The organism is Salinispora fenicalii, assembly GCF_000514815.1.
Classification (GTDB): domain Bacteria; phylum Actinomycetota; class Actinomycetes; order Mycobacteriales; family Micromonosporaceae; genus Micromonospora; species Micromonospora fenicalii.
The window spans coordinates 110,222-129,994 of sequence record NZ_AZWQ01000024.1; the positions used below are offsets into that span (position 1 = coordinate 110,222).

Sequence of the window (19,773 nt, forward strand, 5' to 3'; positions counted from 1 at the left end):
GATGATCGCCGACGGGTTCCCGACGGTCTGCCCCGAAGGCAATGGCCATGGTGCCTTGTGAGCGATACCTCGCTAAGGGGTTGATCTAGCTTTGGTGCTGCGGCCGATGCCAGGGAGGAAGCGTCCGACTCGGGCAGCGTAGGTGGTGTAGGCCGGCTGGGCACCATCACGGCGAGGCCGAGGCTGGTGATGGTCATCGCGGTGAAGACCGAAGTGGATGCGTTTTAGCAGGGACTGCATAGATTTAGCAGGATCCCGCCGTCGATCCACGTACCTTCTGGCGGAGATCAGAGAACGTGGCGACCGTCAGGGTTCGGGGTGCAACATGAGTAGGACCGCCCGGTTGCGCTGTCCATGGCCCTGGTACTGGTGTGGGCGGTTGGCGTCGAACCGGATGGAGTCGCGTTCGGCCAGGGTGGCGGTGGCGTCGGCAGGGCCGGTGGTGACGCTTCCGTGGGTGAGGATGAGGCACTCCTGCACGCCGGGCAGGTGGGCGGGCGAGTGCTGGGTGGTCTGGGCCACGTCGATGTCGTAGACCTCCACGGTGCCGCGCAGGTGGATGCGGTGGAGTAGGCGGGCGCTGACCGCGTCCCCACTGATGCGGGGCTGTTGGTCGTCGGCGCGTACGACGTCGGTGTTGGGGGTGGGCGTCTCCAGTAGTTCGCCGAGCGACACCCGCAGTGCTGTGGCCAGGGCCCACATGGTGCTGAGGGTGGGATTGCCGTGTCCCTGCTCGATGCTGTGCAGGGTGGTTTTGCTGAGGTCGCCGGCTGCGGCCAGGTCGGCCAGGGACATGCCAGCAGTGTTTCGCAGCCGGTGCACATTCGAGCCGACCGTACGCGCCAGATCCATGCGTACCACTTTAGTGCTACGTTCGTTCCAGCGAAACGAACGGAGTGGGACGTTGAGGAGTGTCACATGACCGTCAGCCGCCTACGCGACATCCCAGGCATCGGCGTTGACCTGGTCGGCGACGCCGCGGACGCGGTAGCCGACCCGGACTTTCTTCGGCTGGAGAATCTGGACACCGACCTGAAGCCACCGGCCGTGGCGGTCGCCGCGACCCGGGCCGCGATCGACGACGACGCGGCCAACAGCTATCTACCATTCCAGGGGCAGCGCTCCCTGCGCGCGGCCGCCGCAGCTCACGTGTCGCGCATCGCTGGCCGACGGTACGACCCTGACACCGAGTGCGTCAGCGTGGCCGGTGGACTGAACGGCATCCTGAACACCTTGCTGGCGACCGTGGAGCCGGGTCAGGAGGTGGTGTTGGTTGACCCCATCTACGCCGGCCTGGTCAATCGGGTCCGGCTCGCCGGTGGGGTGCCGTGCTTCGTGCCCGCCAAGCCCACGCCGGCCGGCTGGGTGGTGGATCCGGAACACCTCGCCAGCGCGGTGGGACCCAACACCGCCGCGGTGCTGATGATGGGTCCGGCCATGCCCTCCGGGCTGGTCCTGAACGCCGAGCACTGGTCCGCGTTGGCTGCTGCCTGCGCGCGGCACAATGCCTGGCTGATCTACGACGCGGCCATGGAGCGGATCCGTTTCGACGGCCTTCCTCCCAGCCATCCAGCAGCTCATGCTGGCCTCGCCGGGCGCACCATCACCGTTGGTTCGGCATCGAAGGAACTGCGGCTGATCGGCTGGCGGGTCGGGTGGGTGGTGGCCCCGGCCGCGATTCTCGCCGACATCAAGCTTGTCGGCCTGACCAATGTGGTCTGCCAGGTTGGGCTGGCGCAGGGGGCGGTGGCCGCCGCGCTCGACGCGCCCGACGCCGAGGCCGATGTCACCGCCGCCACCCAACAATGGCAGCAGCGCGGCGACATGGTCCTGCAGCAGCTTTCGGACTATCCGGTCGTTCGGCCACACGGGGGCTGGTCGCTGCTCGTGGATACCCGGCCCCTGGGGTTGACGCCTGCCGCGCTGGCGGGGCTCTTGTTCGACCGGGCGAAGGTGGCGGCCACGGCGATGGACGGCTGGGGCCCCAGCGGCGCGCGCTACCTGCGGATCGTGTTCGCCAACGAACCGGTCGACCGGCTTGCCAGCCTGGCTGACCGCTTCCGTCAGGCCATCGGATAATCCGCGTTCGGTCACCTCGGCCGGCTGCTGGGTGTAGAAGAAGTAGGGGGCGGCTAGGTTCGGGGGTCATTGTGCGGTATGGAACGGCCCGCCCACGCCGGCCCCGGGGGGATCTGGTGAAGCGGAACGCCGCCGCCACCGGCTACTCCTTCCCGCCGGCTACCCCTCAGGAGGTGTGGCGGGAGCACATCGCGCCGGTGGTGGCTGTTGCACCCCTCACCGATTCGCGTATCGCCGAGCTGCTCAAGGTTGAGCCCGGTACTCGGGTGATGCGCCGGCTCCGGGTCAGCGGGCCCGAGGCGGAGCCGCCCTTCCAGGTCACAACCTCCTGGCTCCATCCGCGGGCAGCCGCCGTGCTCGGGCTGGACTCCCCTGCCGCCGGTTCGGACGGTTGGCAACACCGGCTGGAGGCCGGAGGTCACTGGCCGATCACCTGGATGGAGATCCACCGCGCGCGGATGCCCAGTACGCGGGAGGCCGCCCTGTTGGAGGTCGCGGTGAGCCTTCCGGTGGTGGAGATCATTCGGGTGGGTGTTTCTGGCGGCGACGGTGAGCCGGTCGAGGTGACCGAGTGCGTTGTCGCCGGTGACCGGGTCGAGACCATCCACCTCCTGCATCGTGATGAGTCGGCGCGGGAGCCATGGCCTGAAGTGGTCAACGTGCGCGCGGAGGATGACCCGGAACGGTGAGTCTGCGCATCGATGTTGCGGGGAGCTGTCACGTGGGGCTCGGTCGACGACGCAACGAGGACGCCATTCACGTGGGGCGGTGTCTGTTCGCGGTCGCCGATGGTCTCGGCAACCATGGTGCCGGCGATGTGGCCAGCGCCACTGTGATCGAGGCAGTGCGGCGATACGACCGGGAGGTGGACCCAGGTGCGCTGCCGGTGGTGCTGGGAGAGGCGGTGCAGGCGGCGAACAACGCGGTGCGGCATCGGGTTGCCGCCGAACCGAGCCTGGCGGGTATGGGTACCACCCTGGTCGCGCTGCTCAGCGCCGGTACGGCGGTCGCCCTGGCCAATGTCGGTGACTCTCGGGCCTATCTCCTGCCGGCAGCAGGCCCACAGCGGGGGCACACCATCCAGATCACCGAGGATCACCTGTACCGGAACCTGGTCGCCGGCGCCGCCGAGGTGCCCCACCTTTCGGACAAGCTGACGCGCTTCCTGGACGGCCACCCGGATGGCCGGTCACCGGACATCACCGTGTTGGCGCTGACTTCCGGCGATCGGATCCTGCTCTGTTCGGACGGGCTCAGCTCCTACGTGTCGCCTGAGCACCTGCATGCGACTTTGGCGGCCGCAGCAACTGCGCGGCAGGCGGTGGACCGGTTGATTGCTTCCGCGCTCACGCGCGGGGGCCCCGACGTGTCGGCGATCGTCCTGCACGTCGGGGACGACAGCTAGCCGCGCCGGGGCAGGTGTGGAAGGTTGCTATCGATCGCTTTCGGGTGCTGGGACGGCGTGCTCGGCGGCCCGGCTGACCTGTTCCCAACTGGCCCAGATGTCCATCCGACGCTGGGAGAGGTCGAAGGCCAGATCGTAGACCGTGCTGCCGAGCAACAGCCGCAGCGGTGGCTCGTCGCTGTCGACGAGCGTGAGCAGGGCTTCGGCGGCGAGGCGGGGCTCACTGTCGACCGACCCGTGCGCCCACTGCGCCTGCACCTGGGCGCGGAGCGGATCGTAGGCGTCCACCGACGTGGTGGTGGTCATGTCCTGGTAGAGGTTGGTCCAGTAGCCGCCGGGCTGCACGATGCTGACTTTGATGTTGAAGGCAGCCGCCTCCAGCGCAAGGGCTTCGGTCATGCCTTCGAGCGCGAATTTGCTTGCGCTGTACAGACCGGTGCTGGGGAAGCCGCCTAGGGCGGCGATGCTGGAGATCTGCACGATGTGGCCGGCCCGTTGGGTGCGTAGCTGTGGCAGGACAGCCTGGGAGACCCAGAGAGCGCCGAAGAGGTTCACGTCGAATTGGGCCCGCGCCTGCTGCTCGGTGAATTCCTCGATCATGCCCAGGGACAGGGTGCCGGCGTTGTTGACGACGATGTCGAGGCGCCCAAAGTGTTCGATCGCGGTGGCTACGGCGGCGAAGACCGCCGTACGGTCGGTCAGGTCAAGCGGCAGCACCAGCAGCCGTTCAGTGTGACGCTCATCGAAGTCTTCGGCGGCGATGGTCCGGGCGGCGGCGACCACCCGGTCCCCTCGTTCGAGCGCGGCAGTGGTGAAGGCGCGGCCCAGGCCGCGACTGGCGCCGGTGATGAACCAGGTGCGGGCAGCGGTGTCGGACGGGTCGCGCATGGAGTTCTCCTATCTTCAGCGGATGACCTGCAAGACGAGACGCAACGTCTCGGCTAGTGAGCTTACGCCCGCTGACTCCCCTCTCACAAGACGAGACGATTCGTCTCGTTCGCTATGATGTCGGGATGGCACCCAACCCCAGCCGTCGGCGGGAAAGCTCCCGGCGGGCCATTCTCACGGCCGCGTTCGACCTACTACAGGAGGTCGGTTACGCCAAACTCACCATCGAGGGCATAGCCGTGCGCGCCGGAGTGGGAAAGCAGACCATCTATCGCTGGTGGCCCTCCAAGGGCGTCGTCATCTTCGACGCATTCCTCATGCTCAACGAGGGCGGTGCGGGTGAGCCGGTACTCCTTCCTGACACCGGCGATCTGCAGGCAGACCTAACCGCGGTCTTGCGCGCCACTGTCACGGAGCTCAACGACCCGCGCTACGACCAGCCACTGCGCGCGCTGGCCACCGAGATCACGCACGATCCCGAACTGGCCGCCGCCTATGCCGAACGTCTGGACAAGCCGATGCGGCACGCCAAACGACACCGGCTGCGCAGCGCCCAGCAGGCCGGCCAACTCGCCGCGGACCTCGATCTCGACGTGGCGGTGGACATCATCTGGGGGCCGGTACTCAACCGCTGGCTACAACGGAGCGGCCCCCTCACCATCGAGTACGCCGACAGCGTCGTCACCGCCGCCCTCAACGGCCTTCACCCCCGCCCATGAAACGACCTGACTCCACGCCGGCCCGATGCTGCGGACCGCAGCTTGACACTCGAGATCACCAACGAGCGCCGGTACCCGCCCAGTCCACGTTGAACCCGGCACGCAGGGTGTCGCGGTTGGCGCGCACGTAGCTGATGTCCGCCTCGTAAAGGTCGGTGTGCCCGTCCGCGATGCGCTGCTGGAACGCCTCGTTGCCCCGGCTGGCCTGATCGCGCATGAAGTCGATGAGCGCCTGCAGCCGCTCCGGAACGACGTCGATGACCTCGGCGCCGACCTGCGGCCCGTACACGCGGCAAAAGTCGGCGAATCGAAGCCGGGTGATGCTGATGTGGATACCGGTCGTCGCACCCTCGGCGGCAGTTCAACCCGGGAGCGCCCCTGTTACGGTCGACGGATCGTCCGCCATTACCCGAAGGATAGGTTGTGGGTATCCCCGTTGTCGTCCTAACCCTGCTTCTCGCCGCGGTGATCTTGGCCGCGGCCGTTCCGAAGCTGGCCGGCCAGGCCCAGATGCGGGAGCGGATGGCCCACTTGGGCGTCCCCCCCGCCCGCACCCGGATGATCGGCGGCCTTGAGCTCGCCGCTGTCGCCGGCCTGCTGCTGGGCCTGCTCTGGTGGCCGATCGCCGTCGCTGCCGCGGTCGGTTTGACCCTGCTGCTGATCGGGGCAGCGGGCTATCATGCCCGCGCGAAGGACCCGATCCCGGTCGTCCTGGTCCCCGTGGTGTTCGCGCTCGCCGCCGCCGCGCTGGCCGTCTTGCACGTCATGAACGCCTGATCTCCCAAGCGCCGCCAGCGGGACGTTGGTGTTATGTTGCCAGTTTGCCGCCTGGGTCATAGCGGGCCAGGACGCGGCGTAGGCGGGCAAGGTTGGTGCCGTGGTAGGCGGGGTCGAGTGGCGCCCGATCCGGTTCCGGATAGTTGGGGTAGATCATTCCGGATCCCCATGGGTGCGAGATCGCCCAGGATCTGTCGACCCATCCTCGCGCGTCGTGGCGCGACTCGTCGCTGGCACGGCGCATGATCCACGCCGCGTGTTTGAGAATGAACCGTGCCCGCCGATGCACGAAGGCCGTGACCTCCGGCGGCACTCGGGCCATTGCGCCACCCCATGGGATGAACTCCAGGACCCGTGACTGATCAACGACTGGTGCGGCTACCAGATAGTTCACGAGGGCTTCGACAGCGGTGTCGGGTAGCTCGCCGTCGAAGAACTCCGACCGGGCGAGGCGCAGCCCGGGCCGGGTGTCCCAAGTAGGGCCGGACACGACGACGTCGTCGGGCACGTCCGGGTAGCTGACCAGGGCGGCGGCGGGACCGGGCAGTTCCCGGATCTCGACGTGGTCGGGGTCGGGGTCGAACCGGTCAAGGAAGGCGGTACCTGCGGCGCTGACGCCGTACACAACGACCATCGGCTCTTCGTTGTGCGCGGCGACCAACACAGTCTCGATGTTGATCTCGTCGGGTGCCTCCGGTGCGAATCGTTGCCAGGCAGCGATGACCCGGGTGGCATGCCGTACCGGCCACCGGCACTCGACGAAGGTCGCCGGTACGGCCGGACGGGTGGCCAGCACCAACGAGGTGACCGCGCCGACGAGCCCGCCGCCGGCGCCCCGCAGCGCCCAAAACAGGTCAGGCTCACGCTCCGTGTCGCACCAGAGGGTGCGGCCGTCGGCCAACACCACCTCGGCGGCGACCAGGTGATCGCAGCCGAGGCCGTACAGCCGGGACAGGCTGCCGTACCCGCCGCCGAGCACCGCACCGCCGAGCGCCACTTCGGAGCACCACCCGCAGGAAATCGCCCGGTCGCCGGGGCTCAACCGGCGGCGTAGGTCGCGAATGCGCACCCCGGGGCCGGCGACCAGCAGGTCACCGTCCATCCGCATGTCTCGCATCCCACCGACGTCGACGAGCAGCCCGGCGGTGCTGGACCGGTCGGCGAAACTGTTCCCGCCGCTGCGCACCGCGACCGGGATCCGGTGGGCTCGGGCGAAGGTAAGTGCCACTGCCACATCGGCGGCGGTGGCGCACCGCACCACCGCCCGGGGCAGTACCTCGTCGGGCCGGGACAAAAACGGCAGCCGGCAGGTGACGAAGTCCGGGTCGTCGGGCAGCAGCAGCCTGCCGGTCAGCTCCCCGGCGAGATTGTTCAGTGCGACAGCGGCTGTGGCCATTGGCTTCCTGCCATTCGTTCCTGCAGCGTGAACAATTCGGCGTACTGACCGCCCAGGGCCATCAGTTCGTCGTGGTTTCCCCGTTCGACGACCTGCCCCTCGTCGAGAGTGAAGATCACGTCACAGCTGCGCACACTGGCCAGTCGATGGGTGATCAGCACCACCGTCCGGCCCTGGGCCAGGGCCCGCAACGACTCGTAGACCGCGTACTCGGCCTTCGCATCCAACGGCGCGGTCGGCTCGTCCCAGATCAGCAGGGACGCGTCGCGGAACAGCCCTCGGGCCACGGCCAGGCGCTGCCATTGGCCTCCGGAGAGGTCAACTCCACCGCGGAATGCGGTGGTGAGCAGTGTCTGCCACTTCGCAGGCAGCGCGGCGACAACCTCGTCGGCGAGGGCCTGTTCGGCGCTGTGGCGCAACGCCGCGTCGTCCGGGTCGACGCGGTCCGCTCGGCCCATCCGGACGTTGAGCCGGGCCGTGTCCGGCCACCGCACGGGCTCCTGCATCATCATCATGATTCGGTCCGCGACCGTGTCCGGATGCAGCTTCCGCAGGTCGATGCCGTCCCAGCGGACCGTGCCGGCGCTGGGGCGGTACAGCCCGGCAATGACCTTCGCCAGAGTGGTTTTGCCGGAGCCGTTCTTCCCGACCAAAGCCACCGTCTGTCCAGCGTGAATGGTGAGATCGATGCCGCGCAGGACCGGAGCGGAGCTCGGGTAGCGAAAGAAGACGTTGTTGAGTTCGATCCGTTGTGGTGCCCGCGGGGCCGGGCGGCCGGCCCTCGGCCGGGTCCGAGTTCGGGCCTCGTCCAGGAACACCTGGAAGTCCGCGAGATACAGTCCCTGCTCGAAAATCTGATCTGTGGCCCGCACCAGCCGGGCCAGGGCCGTCACCGCGGTGCGGGTGGCGATCAACGCGGTACCGGCGACGGCGAGCTGGATCCAGCCAACGTTCAGCAGTAGCCACAGCATCGCGAAGACGCAGCCGAGCCCGATTCCGGCGAGTACCCTGCCCAGTGCCCGGGCCCGGGCCTGCGCCATGCCAGCCGAGACCTCCTCGTCTCGCACCTGATCCGCTGCCTGCCGATACCGGGCCAGCACGCTGTGCTGCGCCTGGGTGGCACGAACCTCGGCGGCGGGCTCCCGCATGGTGGCCAGGTCGGTCACCATCATCACCCGCCGATTGAGGGCGGCGAGGCGGGCGTTGCTGGCATAGCCGAGCCGGGCGGCCCGCAGCGCGGCCCAGCCGTCCGGTATGACCGACAGCACCAACACCGGCAGCAGCGCCGGGTGCAGCACGGAGAGGCTGACTGCCGCCGCCGCAACCGCCAGCCCCGCGCCAATCGCGTCAACCAGGTTGTCCACGACATGTTGAAGGTAGAGCAGTCCACGGTCGCGGGCCCGGAACATCCGGTCCAGGAAGCGAGGCTCGTCGAAGGCGGTCAGCTCGACACTGAGGCCCGCCTCCATCAGCTTTTCGTCGGCCAGCCGACGAACGGCCGGCCCGATCCGCGTGTGGACCAGGGTGGCCGCCATCTCCAGCCCGCCCCGGATGGCGTAGGCGGCCACCACGAGGGCCAGCGCGGGCACGGCGGCGGCCAGCCGGTCGCCGGTTGGTCCGGCGGCGAAGAGCTGCTCGAGCGCGCCGGCGATGGAGACCAAACCGTAGGTGGTCGCCACCCCGGCGACGAGATGCAGCACAAGGAGGGCGGTGGACGCGCTAGGCGCCGCCTTCCAGATCAATTTCAGGCCGGGACCGATTGCGGAGGGTAGGCCGCGGAGCACCTGTCCTGGCCCGAGTTGGTCGGTCGACTCCTCCAACTGCCAGTACTGCGCCGTGACCGAGGCGTCCGCCGCCGGCCCGTCTGACCCGGCGCCCTCCTTTGGTGCCGTCTGAGTGGGGTCAGGGTGGCGGCTCATAGCGCTACGTCAGGGCCGGGGTCGGGCAGCAGCACGGATGGAAGTGGACACTGCGGATGCATGCGCAGCAGCTGGTACGCGATGCCGGCGATTCCGTTGAGCAGCCCCGGCCGGAAGGCGTCCCGGTTCGGGCCTGCGACCGCGCCGAAGTCCTCCATTCCCGTCAGCAGACGAGCGTTGAGCCACTCGGGGTCCAGCCCGGGTGGTGCCACACCTTGGGCCATGGCGTGTCGTTGCAGTTCCCAGGTGCCCAACTCCCCGTGGCATGCGGTGTGGTTGGTGCCCATGCCCGCGGGCCAGCTCGCCTGCGCGGCCCGCCGCAGTACGTCGGTCCACCGATCCCGCGACGCCGGATCGGTAGCACGCCGCAGCATGTCGGCAGCGACGATGCCAATTCCGACCGACCCGTGGCACCAGGCGGCGGCGTCGGTTGGCTGATCTGGCTTACGCATGTCCCGCCAGCCCGGTAGGCCTGGTTCGTACAGGGACTCCTCGTGCCGGAACGCCGCCTCGGCGAGGTCCTTGGTCGACTCCAGCTGGGATAGGGCCCAGCCGATACCGGTGGCCCCGTGCGAGGCCCCGCCGAGCCGGACCGTGTCGAGCTGGCCCGGCCACCACGCGGTCGGGCCGTCACCGGCGCCGGCCGGAGTGAGGGTGGCCAGACCACGCATGTGCTCGCCGATCGAGGCGGCGGTCCGGGTCCACTCCTGGTGGCCGTCTATCTCGGATAGTCGCAGCAGGGCTGTGATGGCTCCGGGTGGGCCGGTGAGCAGGTCGTGGAACTCGCTGGTGTGAACCGCCTCGGGTACCAGGGCGGCCAAGTTCTGGGTCCGCTGCAGGGCCTGCTCGGGCCCGATCCCGAGTCGGCGCAGCAGCAGCCAACCCCACATCTGCCCACCCAGGCCGACGTATCCGCCCGAGGGTTCGGGGCGGATCGGCATGGCAGTGGCGCGCTGGGCGGCGAGGTAGTCTTCCGCGGCGCGCATGGTCACGACGACGGCGTCGAGCAGGTCCTCGGCGCCGGCCACCGGGTCGGCCCGCCCCGCCCGCACCTCGTACTGGTAGGCCGCCAGCAGCACCGCTATTCCGGTCGTGCCCAGGTACATGTCCGGGCGCAACGCCGCGACGGACCAGCCGGGGCCGACGTTGATGATTGGCGCGATCCAGGTCGCGGTGCCATCGTCGGCCCGGCTGGCCGTGTCGAGCAGGGTCTGGATGACCTGCGCGGCCATCGTTCGCCGGCGCCGGTCGACGTTGCCGGTACGGACCCGTTCTGGCGCCAGCTGGCGAGCCATCTCCACCGGCGGTGTCTCGTTCAGGTAGGCGCTGATCAGTGACGACCGCAGCACCTGCTGGTCCAGCTCCTGATCGGCCTCGCGCCAACGGCGCAGTGCCCCGACCACCGGCGTGGGAAGCCCACCCGGCCTCGGCCGCAGAATGGTGGTGAAGATGGGAACGTCTCCCACGAGGAGGTCGTCAACCTCGGCGGCGATGACGTCCGGTTCCGCCGGCGCCTCCGCGACGTTGGCGGCATGCCGCGTCAACAGATCGACGGCCCGGGCCTTCGCGGCGGGCTCGTCGTGCAGCGACGCCGGATGCCACAGCATCCGGGCCAGCTCCGCGTACGACTCGGTGGTGCGACGAACCCAACGCACCTGGCTTCCGGTGAACGCGGCCAGCAGCGGCTCGAGGCGTTCACCCCGATCCAGATCATGCAGCCGACCGGTCAGCTCGTCGAAGGCATCCCCTACGTGTTCCCAGAATCGGGCCAGGACCGGCTCGGCGCTCGGGTGGTTTTCCGCCGCGGGCAGCTCGAGCTCGGTGAAGGCGACCCGGACTCGGTCGGTGCCCTCGTCAACCAGCACCGGCGTGGGCACGGTGGGCTGCTCACCGGGCAAACTGCCGGCCCCGGACGGGTCTAGGCCCCGCCACCCGAGCGCGACGCCCCGACCCGGCAGCAGGCCGGTCCCCAGAACCGAGTCACCGAGCAGCCCCAGGGCCTGGTCCGTGGCCGCGCCGAGGCCGGAGGCCACCGGTGGTGGTACCGGAGTGAACAACGCCTCGCAGTCAACAACCACCGGCACCGGGCCGGCGGCGATCAGGTTCTGGGCGTGCAGGTCGCTGCCACCGAGCAGGCGCATGACCGCGGTCCAGTGCCCGATTCCCCGGTAGAAGACGCCCAGTTCCGTGTCGTCGACGCAGTAGCGGTGGGCGACGTGGGCGGCCCAGCCGTACCCGTCCCGGCAGAGCACGTCCGGTACCCGAATCCGGGTGTGGGCGGGCTCGTTCGGCAGCACCCGCTCGATCAGAGCGCCGAGCGCGACGTCCACGGACAGCGGACGTGGCTTGTAGACGACGACACCCGCCGCCGTACGGACCATTCCCACGGTCTGCCCACCCTGATGGGTATCTCCGGAGCCGAACTCGACGTCCAGGAGCGTCGCGTCGCCGGGTGGCAGGATGCCGGACGCCTGCAGCGCCTCACGGTCGGCGGCGAACCGGGTGGCGAAGGTCGCCGCGGCGCGGGCGCCGTTGACCAGCATGGTGTCCACGCGGTGCCGCAGCGTCGGGTAGCGGTCGTGCAACGCCTCCCAGAATCCCGGCGCGGCGGCGGTGTTGCGCCACTGTTCCCACCTGGAAACCGCATCCGGTGCGGTGAGCCGGCCGCTCACCCTGGCAACGTTGACCTCCATTACCAGGACCCGGGAGAGCTTGATGCGGGCCGACTGGTGCAGCGCCGCGGACGCGCTGCGGCGAACCGCGTCGACCTCTGCATCCGTCAGGCCGGGAATCGCGCCGAGCTGGACCGCCAGCCACTCCGTAACCGGGGCGATCAGGCGGTCCAGCACCGGGTCGAACGACCCCCGGCGGCTTGACTGCGGGGGCATCGTCAGACGCCCCGCGGCACGGTTACTCAACTCAGCCGCCGAATTGTTGGACATTGGTCAGCAGCACGACACCCGTTGTGAACCCGTACAGGAGCTACATACTGTCGAGCAGCCTCCCCAGGTCGACGTGATCTCCTGCACCACGTACTTCCCGCCGGTGAACAGCGGGCCGGCCGGGCTGTCCGACCCCTCCAGCGACGTGTCGGACAACCAGCGGCTAATGATCTCCTCTGCCGACGAGATGTCGATCTCCGGCGATGCCACAGGTGGCATGGCGACCTCCTCCGATAGCGGATATGTCCCTGTCCCCTGCGATACTGGCGGCGGTCGCTTGCTAGCGCCTTCCCCCAACCTTCCCGCGCCGTGTCGTCCAGCATGCGCCGACTATCAGGATGATCCGACGGCCGCGAAGGTCCGGCTATCGTCGAGGCAGTTGACCTCCTCGCGCCGGGAGTAGTGGTGGAAATTCGCGTCCTCGGGCCGGTAGAGATTTTCATTCACGGCACGCAACTGCATCTGCCTAAACGTCAGCACCAGCTAATTGTCGGTATTCTCGGGATTGAGGTGGACCGGCCAGTTCTGAGTGATCGATTGATTGACCTATTGTGGGGTGACCGTCCGCCGGCCCGGCCCCGCGCCGTCTTACACAGCCGCATCTCAGAGCTGCGCGCCGTGCTGCGGGCCGCCGACGGCGGCAGCACGCACCGGGCGCTTGTCACCGAACACGACGGCTACATGCTCCGGATCCCGGCACGCATGGTGGACGCGTACCGCTTCCGGGAAATTGTCGCCCGTGCCCGCCAGATTCGTTCGGACCTGCGGCTGCGGGACCTGCTGCGCCAAGCCCTCGACCTGTGGCGCGGTCCGGTACTGGGCGGATGGGCCTCGACCCACCCGGACCATTCGCTGTGCGAGAGCCTCGAGTCAGCCCGGCTGACCGTCGCCGAGGACCTCTACGAGGCCGAACTCCGACTGGGAAACCATGAATTGGTGGTGGATGACCTCATTGAGCTTTCTGCAACGAACCCGAACCGGGACCGGCTGACGGCAGCGCTCATGGTGGCCCTGCACCGAGCCGGGCGCAGCACCGAGGCGGCCGCAGTCTTCCACCAACGTCGACGGTGGCTACGCAACGAGTACGGCGTCAACGCGGCCCCGACGCTGCAGCGGCTACACATCGCGATCCTGCGCCACGACCCGGCAGTAGAACTGCGTACGGCATCTGGGCGGTTCTGATCAACCGCCACCGGGCGGACCGCCGCCATCGTCACGCTGTTCCAGGGGATGGTCGCGCTACCAGCGGCCCTGGCATTGACGCTCCTGGCCCCCGGACCGCCCCGGCCAAGCGATGCCGCCCTCGACTCGCTGTCGGTGACATTGGCCGCCGGTCAGTTGCTTGGCCTTCCGGTCGTCATCTTCCTGGTCCTAAGTGGGCGGTACACCTTGGTGCCGCTGGGTATGGCTATCCTGCTGGTCGTGCACTTCGCACCCTATTCGTGGCTTTACGGAACTCCGCTCAGCCTGGTGCTGGGCGGCGTCATTTCGCTCGCCGCCGCGCTCGTCAGCCACCGCGCCGAGCGCGAAGGCGGACCCGGCTCGATCGTCGGCGCGCACCGAACATGCCTATCGACCGGGCTTTTCCTGCTGAGCCGGGCCGCGGTCGCACTGGCCCTCTGACTCGGACGGCGGCACTGACGCTGCAGCGACTACACATCGCGATCCGTATGATCCAGCAGTACGAATTGCGTCCGTACGGTCCGACCAACACTCACTACTGGCGGAAACTTTGGTATGAAGCATGACATTGTTTTCCCGCCCAAGGCCAACCCGGGTAGCCACATCGCGGTCATCTCGCCGTCGTTCGCAGCAGCGGGCACCTATCCGGATATTCACGAGCAAGCCATGCGACGGCTTTCCGAGGTTACTGGCCTAGTGCCGGTGGAGTACCCGACACTCGACAGGTCGGTGCGGCACCGGAAGCCCGGGTCGCCGACATCAACGATGCCTTCGCGGACCCCCGGATCCGCGCCATCCTCGCCGTCACCGGAGGCGAGGACCAGATCACGGTCATCCCCCACCTGAACGCCGAACTGGCCCGCGCCGACCCGAAACCGTTCCTCGGCACCAGCGACAACACCAACCTGCACCACTGGCTGTGGGGGCTCGGCGTCGCTAGCTTCTACGGCGGGTCCACCCAGGTCCACCTCGGTCCCGGTCCGGGCGTGGACGACATTCACGCCCGATCCCTACGGGCTGCTCTACTGACCGGAGAGACCTTGGAAATCACCGACCCCGGCGAATCCGAGGACGTCGGAATCGACTGGGCCGACCCGCGAGCCCTGAAGCACTTCGGTGAGCGGGAACCCACCGAGCCATGGACCTGGCACGGGCCTCGACGCACAGTCACCGGCACGGCCTGGGGCGGTTGCCTCGAAGTCATCGAATGGATCCTGAGCGCCGGGCGCTTCCCGCCTTCCCCGGGCATCCTAGACGGCGGGGTACTGATCATCGAGACCTCGGAGAAGCTACTACCTGCCCGCAACATTGCATGGATCATCCGCAGCCTCGGCGAACGTGGCATTCTCGGCGCGGTTGACGCGATCCTGGTGGCCCGCCCGCCGGTCTCGGACTTTACCCACCGTCCCCCAGCCGAAGACCGAAAGCTGCTGCGCAACCAGCAACGCGATGCGATCGTGGACGTAGTGACGCGCTACAACCCGCAGGCCGTCATTTGTGTTGGCATCCCCTTCGGCCACACGCGACCATAGTGGATCCTGCCACACGGTGGCACCATCACCGTGGATGGTTGCGAATACCGAGTCCACGCCAACTACCGATAGTTCCAGGCAGCACCTTGAGACGAATACGCGTAGCCGCGGAGCTGACGCGATTAGTTGGCGTATGATGCGTAGCCATGGCTCGGCGAATCTTGATCACGGGAGCCACCGGCTACCTGGGATCACGAGTAGCCGAGCGTGCGACAGATGCGGGCTGGTCAGTCATTGGCACATACCTGCGTGCCGCCAGCGACATCGCCGAAGCGCAGTTGGACATTCGGGACGCCACCGCGGTTCGAAACCTGGTACGACAGGTTCGTCCCGATGCGGTTATCCACACTGCTGCCGGGCGTGACGATTGGCGGGCCATGGCTGATGGCGCCGCACACGTCGCCGCCGCCGCTGCTGAACAGGGCAGCCGCTTGGTTCACGTCTCCAGTGATGCGGTGTTCTCTGGCCGGGAGGTCGACTACGACGAGGTCGCATCACCCGACCCGGTCTACCGGTACGGGGCCGCGAAGGCGGCGGCGGAGACGGCGGTCGCCGCTGTCGACCCTACTGCTGCCGTGGTACGTACGTCGTTGATCCTCGGCTACGGCCGGGGACAACACGAGGTCCTCACTCGTGACCTGATTGCCGGCAGAGTCCAGGGCGCGCTCTTTACCGACATGATCCGAAAGCCGATACACGTCGACGACCTTGCCGACGCACTGCTTGAGCTAGCCGCCAGCAGCTACGGGGGTGTCCTCAATGTCGCCGGCCCCGATGCCATCAGCCGCTACGACCTTGGCGTTCTGATCGCGCGTCGCGCGGGTCTCGACCGGCCCGGATCCCCGTGGCCACGATCGCGGAGTCGGGTCTGCGCGTAGCGGCAAATGTGCGATTAAACACCGAGAAGGCTATTTCGGTCTTGGCTACCCGCCTCCGCGGCGTCCAGGAGTCAGTCTCCAGCGATTGATCATGAAGGCGGGGCCCAACCAAGGTCGGAGCGGGCCGTACTAACCGACGACTGTGGTGCCCGGCAGATTCCAGCGCATGTGCCGACAACTTCCCTGCCAGCGAGCCCGCACTCGGTAGCGTGGGCCTATGGATCCGGTGTCTGAACAGCAGGACAACTGGGTGCCGGACCTGCGTACCCTGCGGTGGGCTGCCGCGCAGGTCGACGCCGAAGTACTCGCTGCGGCGATCGCCCACGACGTCCCACTGCGGACCGGCATCCCCGCCGGCCTGACGCAAGAACTCTGGCGCGCGGTCGCCGATGTGGCATACGAGGCCACCTGGTGGCCGGTCCTGCAAGCCGCGCAACACCTTCGGAGCACCCCCGGCCAACCAACCGAGGGCTGAGCGCGTATTCACTGACCGATTGGGTTGGGGCCAAGCTGTCCTCGGGGCAGAGGAACATCCGTGTCGAATCGTGCGCGAAGCGGTCTCCGGGCTGGGTTCTCGGGCGGTACTCCTTCCAGCTCCCCGAGCTGCCCTGCGGGCTGCGACGGCGGTCGGTGCCTGTCAGTCTCACCCACTGGTACCGAGACATAGCTAGAGACATCTTTCTAAAGTAGTCTCTAGCATGTGATCGAAGAGGTGCCTGAACGTTCAATCAAGCTCACGGACCCACGCACCCTGCGGGCGTACGCGCACCCGTTGCGGATGCGTCTGATCGGGCTGCTGCGCAGCGACGGCCCGATGACCGCGACCCAGGCTGCCGCCCGACTCGACGACAATGTGCCGAACTGTTCGTTCCACTTACGACAACTTGCCAAGTACGGATTCGCCGAACGCGTTCCCGGGGCAGACGGTCGGGAACGACCCTGGCGGGCCACCGCACCCGGCACGTCCTGGGACGACGACTCCGACGACCCAGCCATGAAGGCCGCCACGGACCAGCTCAACAGCGTGCTGCTCGCCCTCTACGTGCAACGCGCGCAGGACTACCTCGCGGTCCGCGGCGACGAGCCTGCCGAATGGCGGACTGCCACCGGCTTCGGCGACGCGCTGCTGCACGTCACCGCCACTGAGCTGCGCGAGCTCACGAAGGAGGTCCAGGCGCTGCTGGCCCGGTACAACGAACGGGCTGCCGACCCGGCAAGACGCCCGTCCGGGTCTCGCCCGGTGCAGATCATCCAGATGGCGGTGCCGCGTGGACCCGTGCCCCCCGAGGGCCAGCGAGGCGCGACGGACTGTGACTAGACCCCTCGTTCTGGCCGACCCGGCACCGCCGCGCCGGCCGCGCATCCCGCGGCTGCTACAGCAGACGGCCTTCCGCCGCTACTGGTCCGCGCAGACCGTCTCACTCTTCGGCGACCAGATCACCATGCTCGCCGTGCCGTTGCTGGCCGTGCTCGCGATCGGCGCCGGACCCGTCGAGATGGGCTACCTGACCGCCGCCTCGCTGCTGCCGCACCTGTTCTTCTCCCTACCGGCCGGCGCCTGGGTCGACCGGTACCCGCGTCGCCGCCACGTAATGATAGTCGCCGATCTTGGCCGTGCAGGTCTGCTACTAGCCGTGCCGCTGCTGTGGTGGGCGGGCGCACTGAACCTGCCGCTGCTCTGTGCCGTGGCCTTCCTGATCGGGACCCTCTCGGTGCACTTCGAGGTGGCGCACAGCAGCCTATTCGCCGCCTTGGTCCGGCGACCGGACTACGTTAACGCCAGTAGTCTGATCAACGGCAGCAGAGCAATGTCCTACGTGGCTGGCCCGAGCGTCGGTGGCGTCCTCGTTCAGGTGCTCACCGCCCCGGTCGCGCTGGTCGCCGACGTGCTCACCTACCTGACGTCGGCTGTCTTCCTGACCCGCATGAGGGTCACCGAGCATCCCGTACACAGCGGTCCCGGCCTGGGCATGGTCGCCGGCGTGCGGTACGTGGCCCGCTCTGCGGTGCTACGGGCGATCCTGCTTGGCACCACCACACTCAACCTGTTCACCTATATGTTCACCGCGCTCTTCGTGCTGTACGTGACCACCGAGTTGGACGTCTCCCCCGGCGTGCTGGGCCTCGTCGTCGGAGCCGGCGCGTTCGGCGGACTGCTCGGCGCAGCGGTCACCGGCCCGCTCAGCCGCAGGATCGGCATCGGCCCCGCGGTAGTTCTCGGCCTCGTCGTCTTTCCGGCCCCACTGATCCTCGTGCCGCTGGCCGGGGGACCGCGGCCGCTGGTGCTCGCGCTGCTGATCACCGCCGAGTTTGTCTCCGCGCTGGGCGTCATGGTCCTCGACATCGCCGCCGGTTCGGTGCAAACCGCGGCCACTCCGGAGAGGATGCTCGCCGTGGTCTCCGGTTTCAGGCGCACCGTCAACTACGGAATCCGGCCGTTTGGCGCCCTGATCGGCGGGGTACTCGGCGCCGCGATCGGGGTACGTTCCGCCCTCTGGATCTCCAGTATCGGTGCCCTACTCGGGGTGTTCTGGGTCGTCTTCTCCCCACTGCGTACCATGCGCAGTCTGCCCGAGACATGATGTCCCCCTGCAGCGGCCCGGTTGGCAACAACTGCAGACCGTACGCGGACATCCGGCCTCGCCGTCAGAGCGGACGGTAACGCCAAAATGAAAGTAATCAATCAGCATGCCAGGCTATCGAGCCCTGTACCACGACCCGGAACACCGCAGCGGCCATAGCCAGGGTGATGTGGGCAGTCGGCGGTGAACCAGGCGAACGGCACCCCCGCCGCGACAGCCCGTTCGATCATCATGCAGGCCTGCTGCGGTTTGGTGGCGAACGCACCTCGTCGGGCATCGCCGCGTCCGCGCACCGATCCCGGTCGGTAGTCCAGGACCGTGGCAGGGTGCAACTTCTCGAACGGCACAGGCCGGGGCGGACGGCTGTCAGACAGTCGTCGTAGTCGGAATCGCCTGATCAGGTCCCCACCGCGCCATCTCGTTCCGCTAAACGGGCGGTTCGTTGCGGGGGGTCTGTGGGTAGGTATCGGAGTGTCTCACGCCTCGTACCCTGGATGATCGTGGATCGCGTGGTCTTTGGTCGTCCGCTGCGTAGTGTCGTTTTCGACGTCGCCGTTTCCGGGGTGGTGGCGTTGTTCGCGGTCCCATCGATCTCGGGTGAGCCGGGTGGCTGGAAGGCCACCTTGGTCGGGTTCGGGATGGCGGCGGTCCTGGTGTTCCGGCGGACTCACCCGTACGTCCGCCGGTGGATGGCGGGTCGAGGCGCGGCTGCCGCTACCGTCGGCACCGCCTGACGCGGGGCAGGCTCTGCCGTGAGCGCGCGGAGTGTCGGGTCTGCGAGCCCCGCAACCACGAACAGAGGTGTGACATGGCCGTCCGGGTGGTGATCGTCGACGACCAGGCGCTGGTGCGGGCCGGCTTCCGTATGGTGCTCGACTCGCAGCCCGATCTTCATGTGGTCGGCGAGGCGATCGACGGCGCGGACGCGCTGCGCGTGCTGGACCGGGTCGAGGCCGACGTGGTGGTGATGGACCTGCGGATGCCTACCATGGACGGAGTGGAGGCGACCCGGCGGATCGTCGCCCGGCCCGCCGACCGCCGGCCCCGGGTGCTGGTGCTCACCACGTTTGACACTGAGGCGGACGCGTTCGCCGCGCTACGGGCGGGGGCCAGCGGTTTTCTGTTGAAGAACGTGCCGCCGGAGGAGCTGCTGGCCGCGATCCGGGTGGTCGCCGAGGGCGACTCGGTGGTGGCCCCGTCGATCACCCGGCGGCTACTCGACCAGTTCGCCGGCCAGCTCGGTCCCGGCCCGGCGCAGGACCCACGGCTCGCCCAGCTCACCGAGCGGGAACGCGAGGTGCTGCTACTGGTCGCCCAAGGCTTGTCCAACGCCGAGATCGCCACCCGGGTGCACATCGCGGAAGCGACCGTGAAGACCCACGTCGGGCGGATCCTAGCCAAGTTGCAACTCCGTGACCGGGTCCAAGCCGTGGTACTGGCGTACGAAAGCGGACTGATCACGCCCGGCGGATAA

At 68.2% G+C, this 19,773-nt stretch carries 18 protein-coding genes and 4 pseudogenes; 14 read left to right on the forward strand and 8 right to left on the reverse strand.

Features of this window, described 5'->3' with window-relative positions; all coding sequences use genetic code 11:
• Positions 1–306: 306 nt before the first annotated feature.
• Positions 307–852: a helix-turn-helix domain-containing protein gene (locus B116_RS0113725; RefSeq protein WP_018723314.1), complete on the reverse strand. Its 546-nt coding sequence runs from the start codon at positions 850–852 to the stop codon at positions 307–309.
• Positions 853–918: 66 nt separating this feature from the next.
• On the opposite strand from B116_RS0113725, the gene B116_RS0113730 reads away from it, so the two are divergent.
• From B116_RS0113730 to B116_RS0113740, 3 genes are all read left to right on the forward strand, one after another.
• Entirely contained in the window at positions 919–2,079 is a 1,161-nt protein-coding gene (locus B116_RS0113730) for a pyridoxal phosphate-dependent aminotransferase (protein ID WP_027660408.1), read from the forward strand.
• A 116-nt stretch (positions 2,080–2,195) separates the two neighbouring features.
• Complete coding sequence (locus B116_RS0113735; protein ID WP_027660409.1) at positions 2,196–2,768, forward strand: UTRA domain-containing protein; 573 nt, start codon at positions 2,196–2,198, stop codon at positions 2,766–2,768.
• The gene (locus B116_RS0113740) at positions 2,765–3,484 is read left to right on the forward strand and encodes a PP2C family protein-serine/threonine phosphatase (protein WP_027660410.1); all 720 of its coding nucleotides are present in this window, start codon (positions 2,765–2,767) and stop codon (positions 3,482–3,484) included. Before B116_RS0113735 ends, B116_RS0113740 begins: the two co-directional genes overlap by 4 nt.
• Positions 3,485–3,511: 27 nt before the next feature.
• Here the strand turns inward: B116_RS0113740 and B116_RS0113745 are convergent, their stop codons facing one another.
• Positions 3,512–4,372 carry an SDR family NAD(P)-dependent oxidoreductase gene (locus B116_RS0113745; RefSeq protein WP_018723310.1) on the reverse strand — a complete coding sequence of 287 codons (861 nt, stop codon included), beginning with the start codon at positions 4,370–4,372 and terminating at the stop codon, positions 3,512–3,514.
• A gap of 125 nt (positions 4,373–4,497) precedes the next feature.
• On the opposite strand from B116_RS0113745, the gene B116_RS0113750 reads away from it, so the two are divergent.
• Positions 4,498–5,091 (forward strand): TetR/AcrR family transcriptional regulator, encoded by a 594-nt coding sequence (locus tag B116_RS0113750; RefSeq protein ID WP_027660411.1) that lies wholly within the window; start codon positions 4,498–4,500, stop codon positions 5,089–5,091.
• Positions 5,092–5,146: 55 nt separating this feature from the next.
• Here the strand turns inward: B116_RS0113750 and B116_RS0113755 are convergent, their stop codons facing one another.
• Positions 5,147–5,380, reverse strand: coding sequence for a hypothetical protein (locus B116_RS0113755; protein WP_027660412.1), 234 nt, complete (start codon positions 5,378–5,380; stop codon positions 5,147–5,149).
• 134 nt (positions 5,381–5,514) lie between these two features.
• Between B116_RS0113755 and B116_RS0113760 the strand changes: the two genes are divergently transcribed.
• Entirely contained in the window at positions 5,515–5,868 is a 354-nt protein-coding gene (locus B116_RS0113760; protein WP_018723307.1) for a DoxX family protein, read from the forward strand.
• A 31-nt stretch (positions 5,869–5,899) separates the two neighbouring features.
• Here the strand turns inward: B116_RS0113760 and B116_RS0113765 are convergent, their stop codons facing one another.
• The 4 genes from B116_RS0113765 to B116_RS0113780 are packed head-to-tail and all read right to left on the reverse strand — an operon-like array spanning position 5,900 to position 12,344.
• The gene (locus B116_RS0113765) at positions 5,900–7,264 is read right to left on the reverse strand and encodes an FAD-binding oxidoreductase (protein ID WP_018723306.1); all 1,365 of its coding nucleotides are present in this window, start codon (positions 7,262–7,264) and stop codon (positions 5,900–5,902) included.
• On the reverse strand, positions 7,240–9,183 hold the full coding sequence (locus tag B116_RS0113770) for an ABC transporter ATP-binding protein (protein WP_027660413.1): 1,944 nt from the start codon (positions 9,181–9,183) through the stop codon (positions 7,240–7,242). The genes B116_RS0113765 and B116_RS0113770 overlap by 25 nt, the downstream gene beginning before the upstream one ends.
• A complete protein-coding gene (locus tag B116_RS0113775; protein ID WP_027660414.1) occupies positions 9,180–12,125 on the reverse strand; it encodes a type 2 lanthipeptide synthetase LanM family protein in 2,946 nt (981 codons plus the stop codon). The genes B116_RS0113770 and B116_RS0113775 overlap by 4 nt, the downstream gene beginning before the upstream one ends.
• Positions 12,126–12,128: 3 nt before the next feature.
• Positions 12,129–12,344 (reverse strand): DUF6229 family protein, encoded by a 216-nt coding sequence (locus tag B116_RS0113780; protein WP_027660415.1) that lies wholly within the window; start codon positions 12,342–12,344, stop codon positions 12,129–12,131.
• 402 nt (positions 12,345–12,746) lie between these two features.
• Here B116_RS0113780 and B116_RS0113790 point away from each other — a divergent pair, with 402 nt between their 5' ends.
• The 7 genes and pseudogenes from B116_RS0113790 (at position 12,747) to B116_RS0113820 (ending at position 18,299) form a co-directional block, all read left to right on the forward strand.
• Positions 12,747–13,307 (forward strand): AfsR/SARP family transcriptional regulator, encoded by a 561-nt coding sequence (locus tag B116_RS0113790; RefSeq protein WP_026321907.1) that lies wholly within the window; start codon positions 12,747–12,749, stop codon positions 13,305–13,307.
• A gap of 6 nt (positions 13,308–13,313) precedes the next feature.
• Positions 13,314–13,748: pseudogene (locus B116_RS25130) on the forward strand (DUF7010 family protein); the annotation flags it as partial.
• 225 nt (positions 13,749–13,973) lie between these two features.
• A pseudogene (locus B116_RS25135) lies at positions 13,974–14,911 on the forward strand (LD-carboxypeptidase).
• Between the two features lie 74 nt (positions 14,912–14,985).
• Positions 14,986–15,806: pseudogene (locus B116_RS25140) on the forward strand (sugar nucleotide-binding protein).
• 128 nt (positions 15,807–15,934) lie between these two features.
• Positions 15,935–16,192: a hypothetical protein gene (locus B116_RS0113810; protein ID WP_018723298.1), complete on the forward strand. Its 258-nt coding sequence runs from the start codon at positions 15,935–15,937 to the stop codon at positions 16,190–16,192.
• Between the two features lie 225 nt (positions 16,193–16,417).
• Positions 16,418–17,035 (forward strand): winged helix-turn-helix domain-containing protein, encoded by a 618-nt coding sequence (locus tag B116_RS0113815; RefSeq protein WP_027660416.1) that lies wholly within the window; start codon positions 16,418–16,420, stop codon positions 17,033–17,035.
• The gene (locus tag B116_RS0113820; protein ID WP_033667625.1) at positions 17,028–18,299 is read left to right on the forward strand and encodes an MFS transporter; all 1,272 of its coding nucleotides are present in this window, start codon (positions 17,028–17,030) and stop codon (positions 18,297–18,299) included. The genes B116_RS0113815 and B116_RS0113820 overlap by 8 nt, the downstream gene beginning before the upstream one ends.
• A gap of 176 nt (positions 18,300–18,475) precedes the next feature.
• Here B116_RS0113820 and B116_RS27505 read toward each other — a convergent pair.
• Positions 18,476–18,636: pseudogene (locus B116_RS27505) on the reverse strand (transposase); the annotation flags it as partial.
• Between the two features lie 163 nt (positions 18,637–18,799).
• Between B116_RS27505 and B116_RS0113830 the strand changes: the two are divergent.
• Together B116_RS0113830 and B116_RS0113835 are read left to right on the forward strand one after the other, a co-directional pair.
• Positions 18,800–19,033 carry a hypothetical protein gene (locus B116_RS0113830; RefSeq protein ID WP_223874576.1) on the forward strand — a complete coding sequence of 78 codons (234 nt, stop codon included), beginning with the start codon at positions 18,800–18,802 and terminating at the stop codon, positions 19,031–19,033.
• Positions 19,034–19,107: 74 nt separating this feature from the next.
• Positions 19,108–19,773: a response regulator gene (locus B116_RS0113835; protein ID WP_027659328.1), complete on the forward strand. Its 666-nt coding sequence runs from the start codon at positions 19,108–19,110 to the stop codon at positions 19,771–19,773.

Coding starts and splice junctions, on each gene's coding strand:
- B116_RS0113725 (WP_018723314.1), bottom strand. CDS start 852: ATGGATCTGGCGCGTACGGTCGGCTCGAATGTGCACCGGCTGCGAAAC.
- B116_RS0113730 (WP_027660408.1), top strand. CDS start 919: ATGACCGTCAGCCGCCTACGCGACATCCCAGGCATCGGCGTTGACCTG.
- B116_RS0113745 (WP_018723310.1), bottom strand. CDS start 4,372: ATGCGCGACCCGTCCGACACCGCTGCCCGCACCTGGTTCATCACCGGC.
- B116_RS0113750 (WP_027660411.1), top strand. CDS start 4,498: ATGGCACCCAACCCCAGCCGTCGGCGGGAAAGCTCCCGGCGGGCCATT.
- B116_RS0113765 (WP_018723306.1), bottom strand. CDS start 7,264: ATGGCCACAGCCGCTGTCGCACTGAACAATCTCGCCGGGGAGCTGACC.
- B116_RS0113770 (WP_027660413.1), bottom strand. CDS start 9,183: ATGAGCCGCCACCCTGACCCCACTCAGACGGCACCAAAGGAGGGCGCC.
- B116_RS0113775 (WP_027660414.1), bottom strand. CDS start 12,125: ATGTCCAACAATTCGGCGGCTGAGTTGAGTAACCGTGCCGCGGGGCGT.
- B116_RS0113780 (WP_027660415.1), bottom strand. CDS start 12,344: ATGCCACCTGTGGCATCGCCGGAGATCGACATCTCGTCGGCAGAGGAG.
- B116_RS0113810 (WP_018723298.1), top strand. CDS start 15,935: ATGGATCCGGTGTCTGAACAGCAGGACAACTGGGTGCCGGACCTGCGT.
- B116_RS0113835 (WP_027659328.1), top strand. CDS start 19,108: ATGGCCGTCCGGGTGGTGATCGTCGACGACCAGGCGCTGGTGCGGGCC.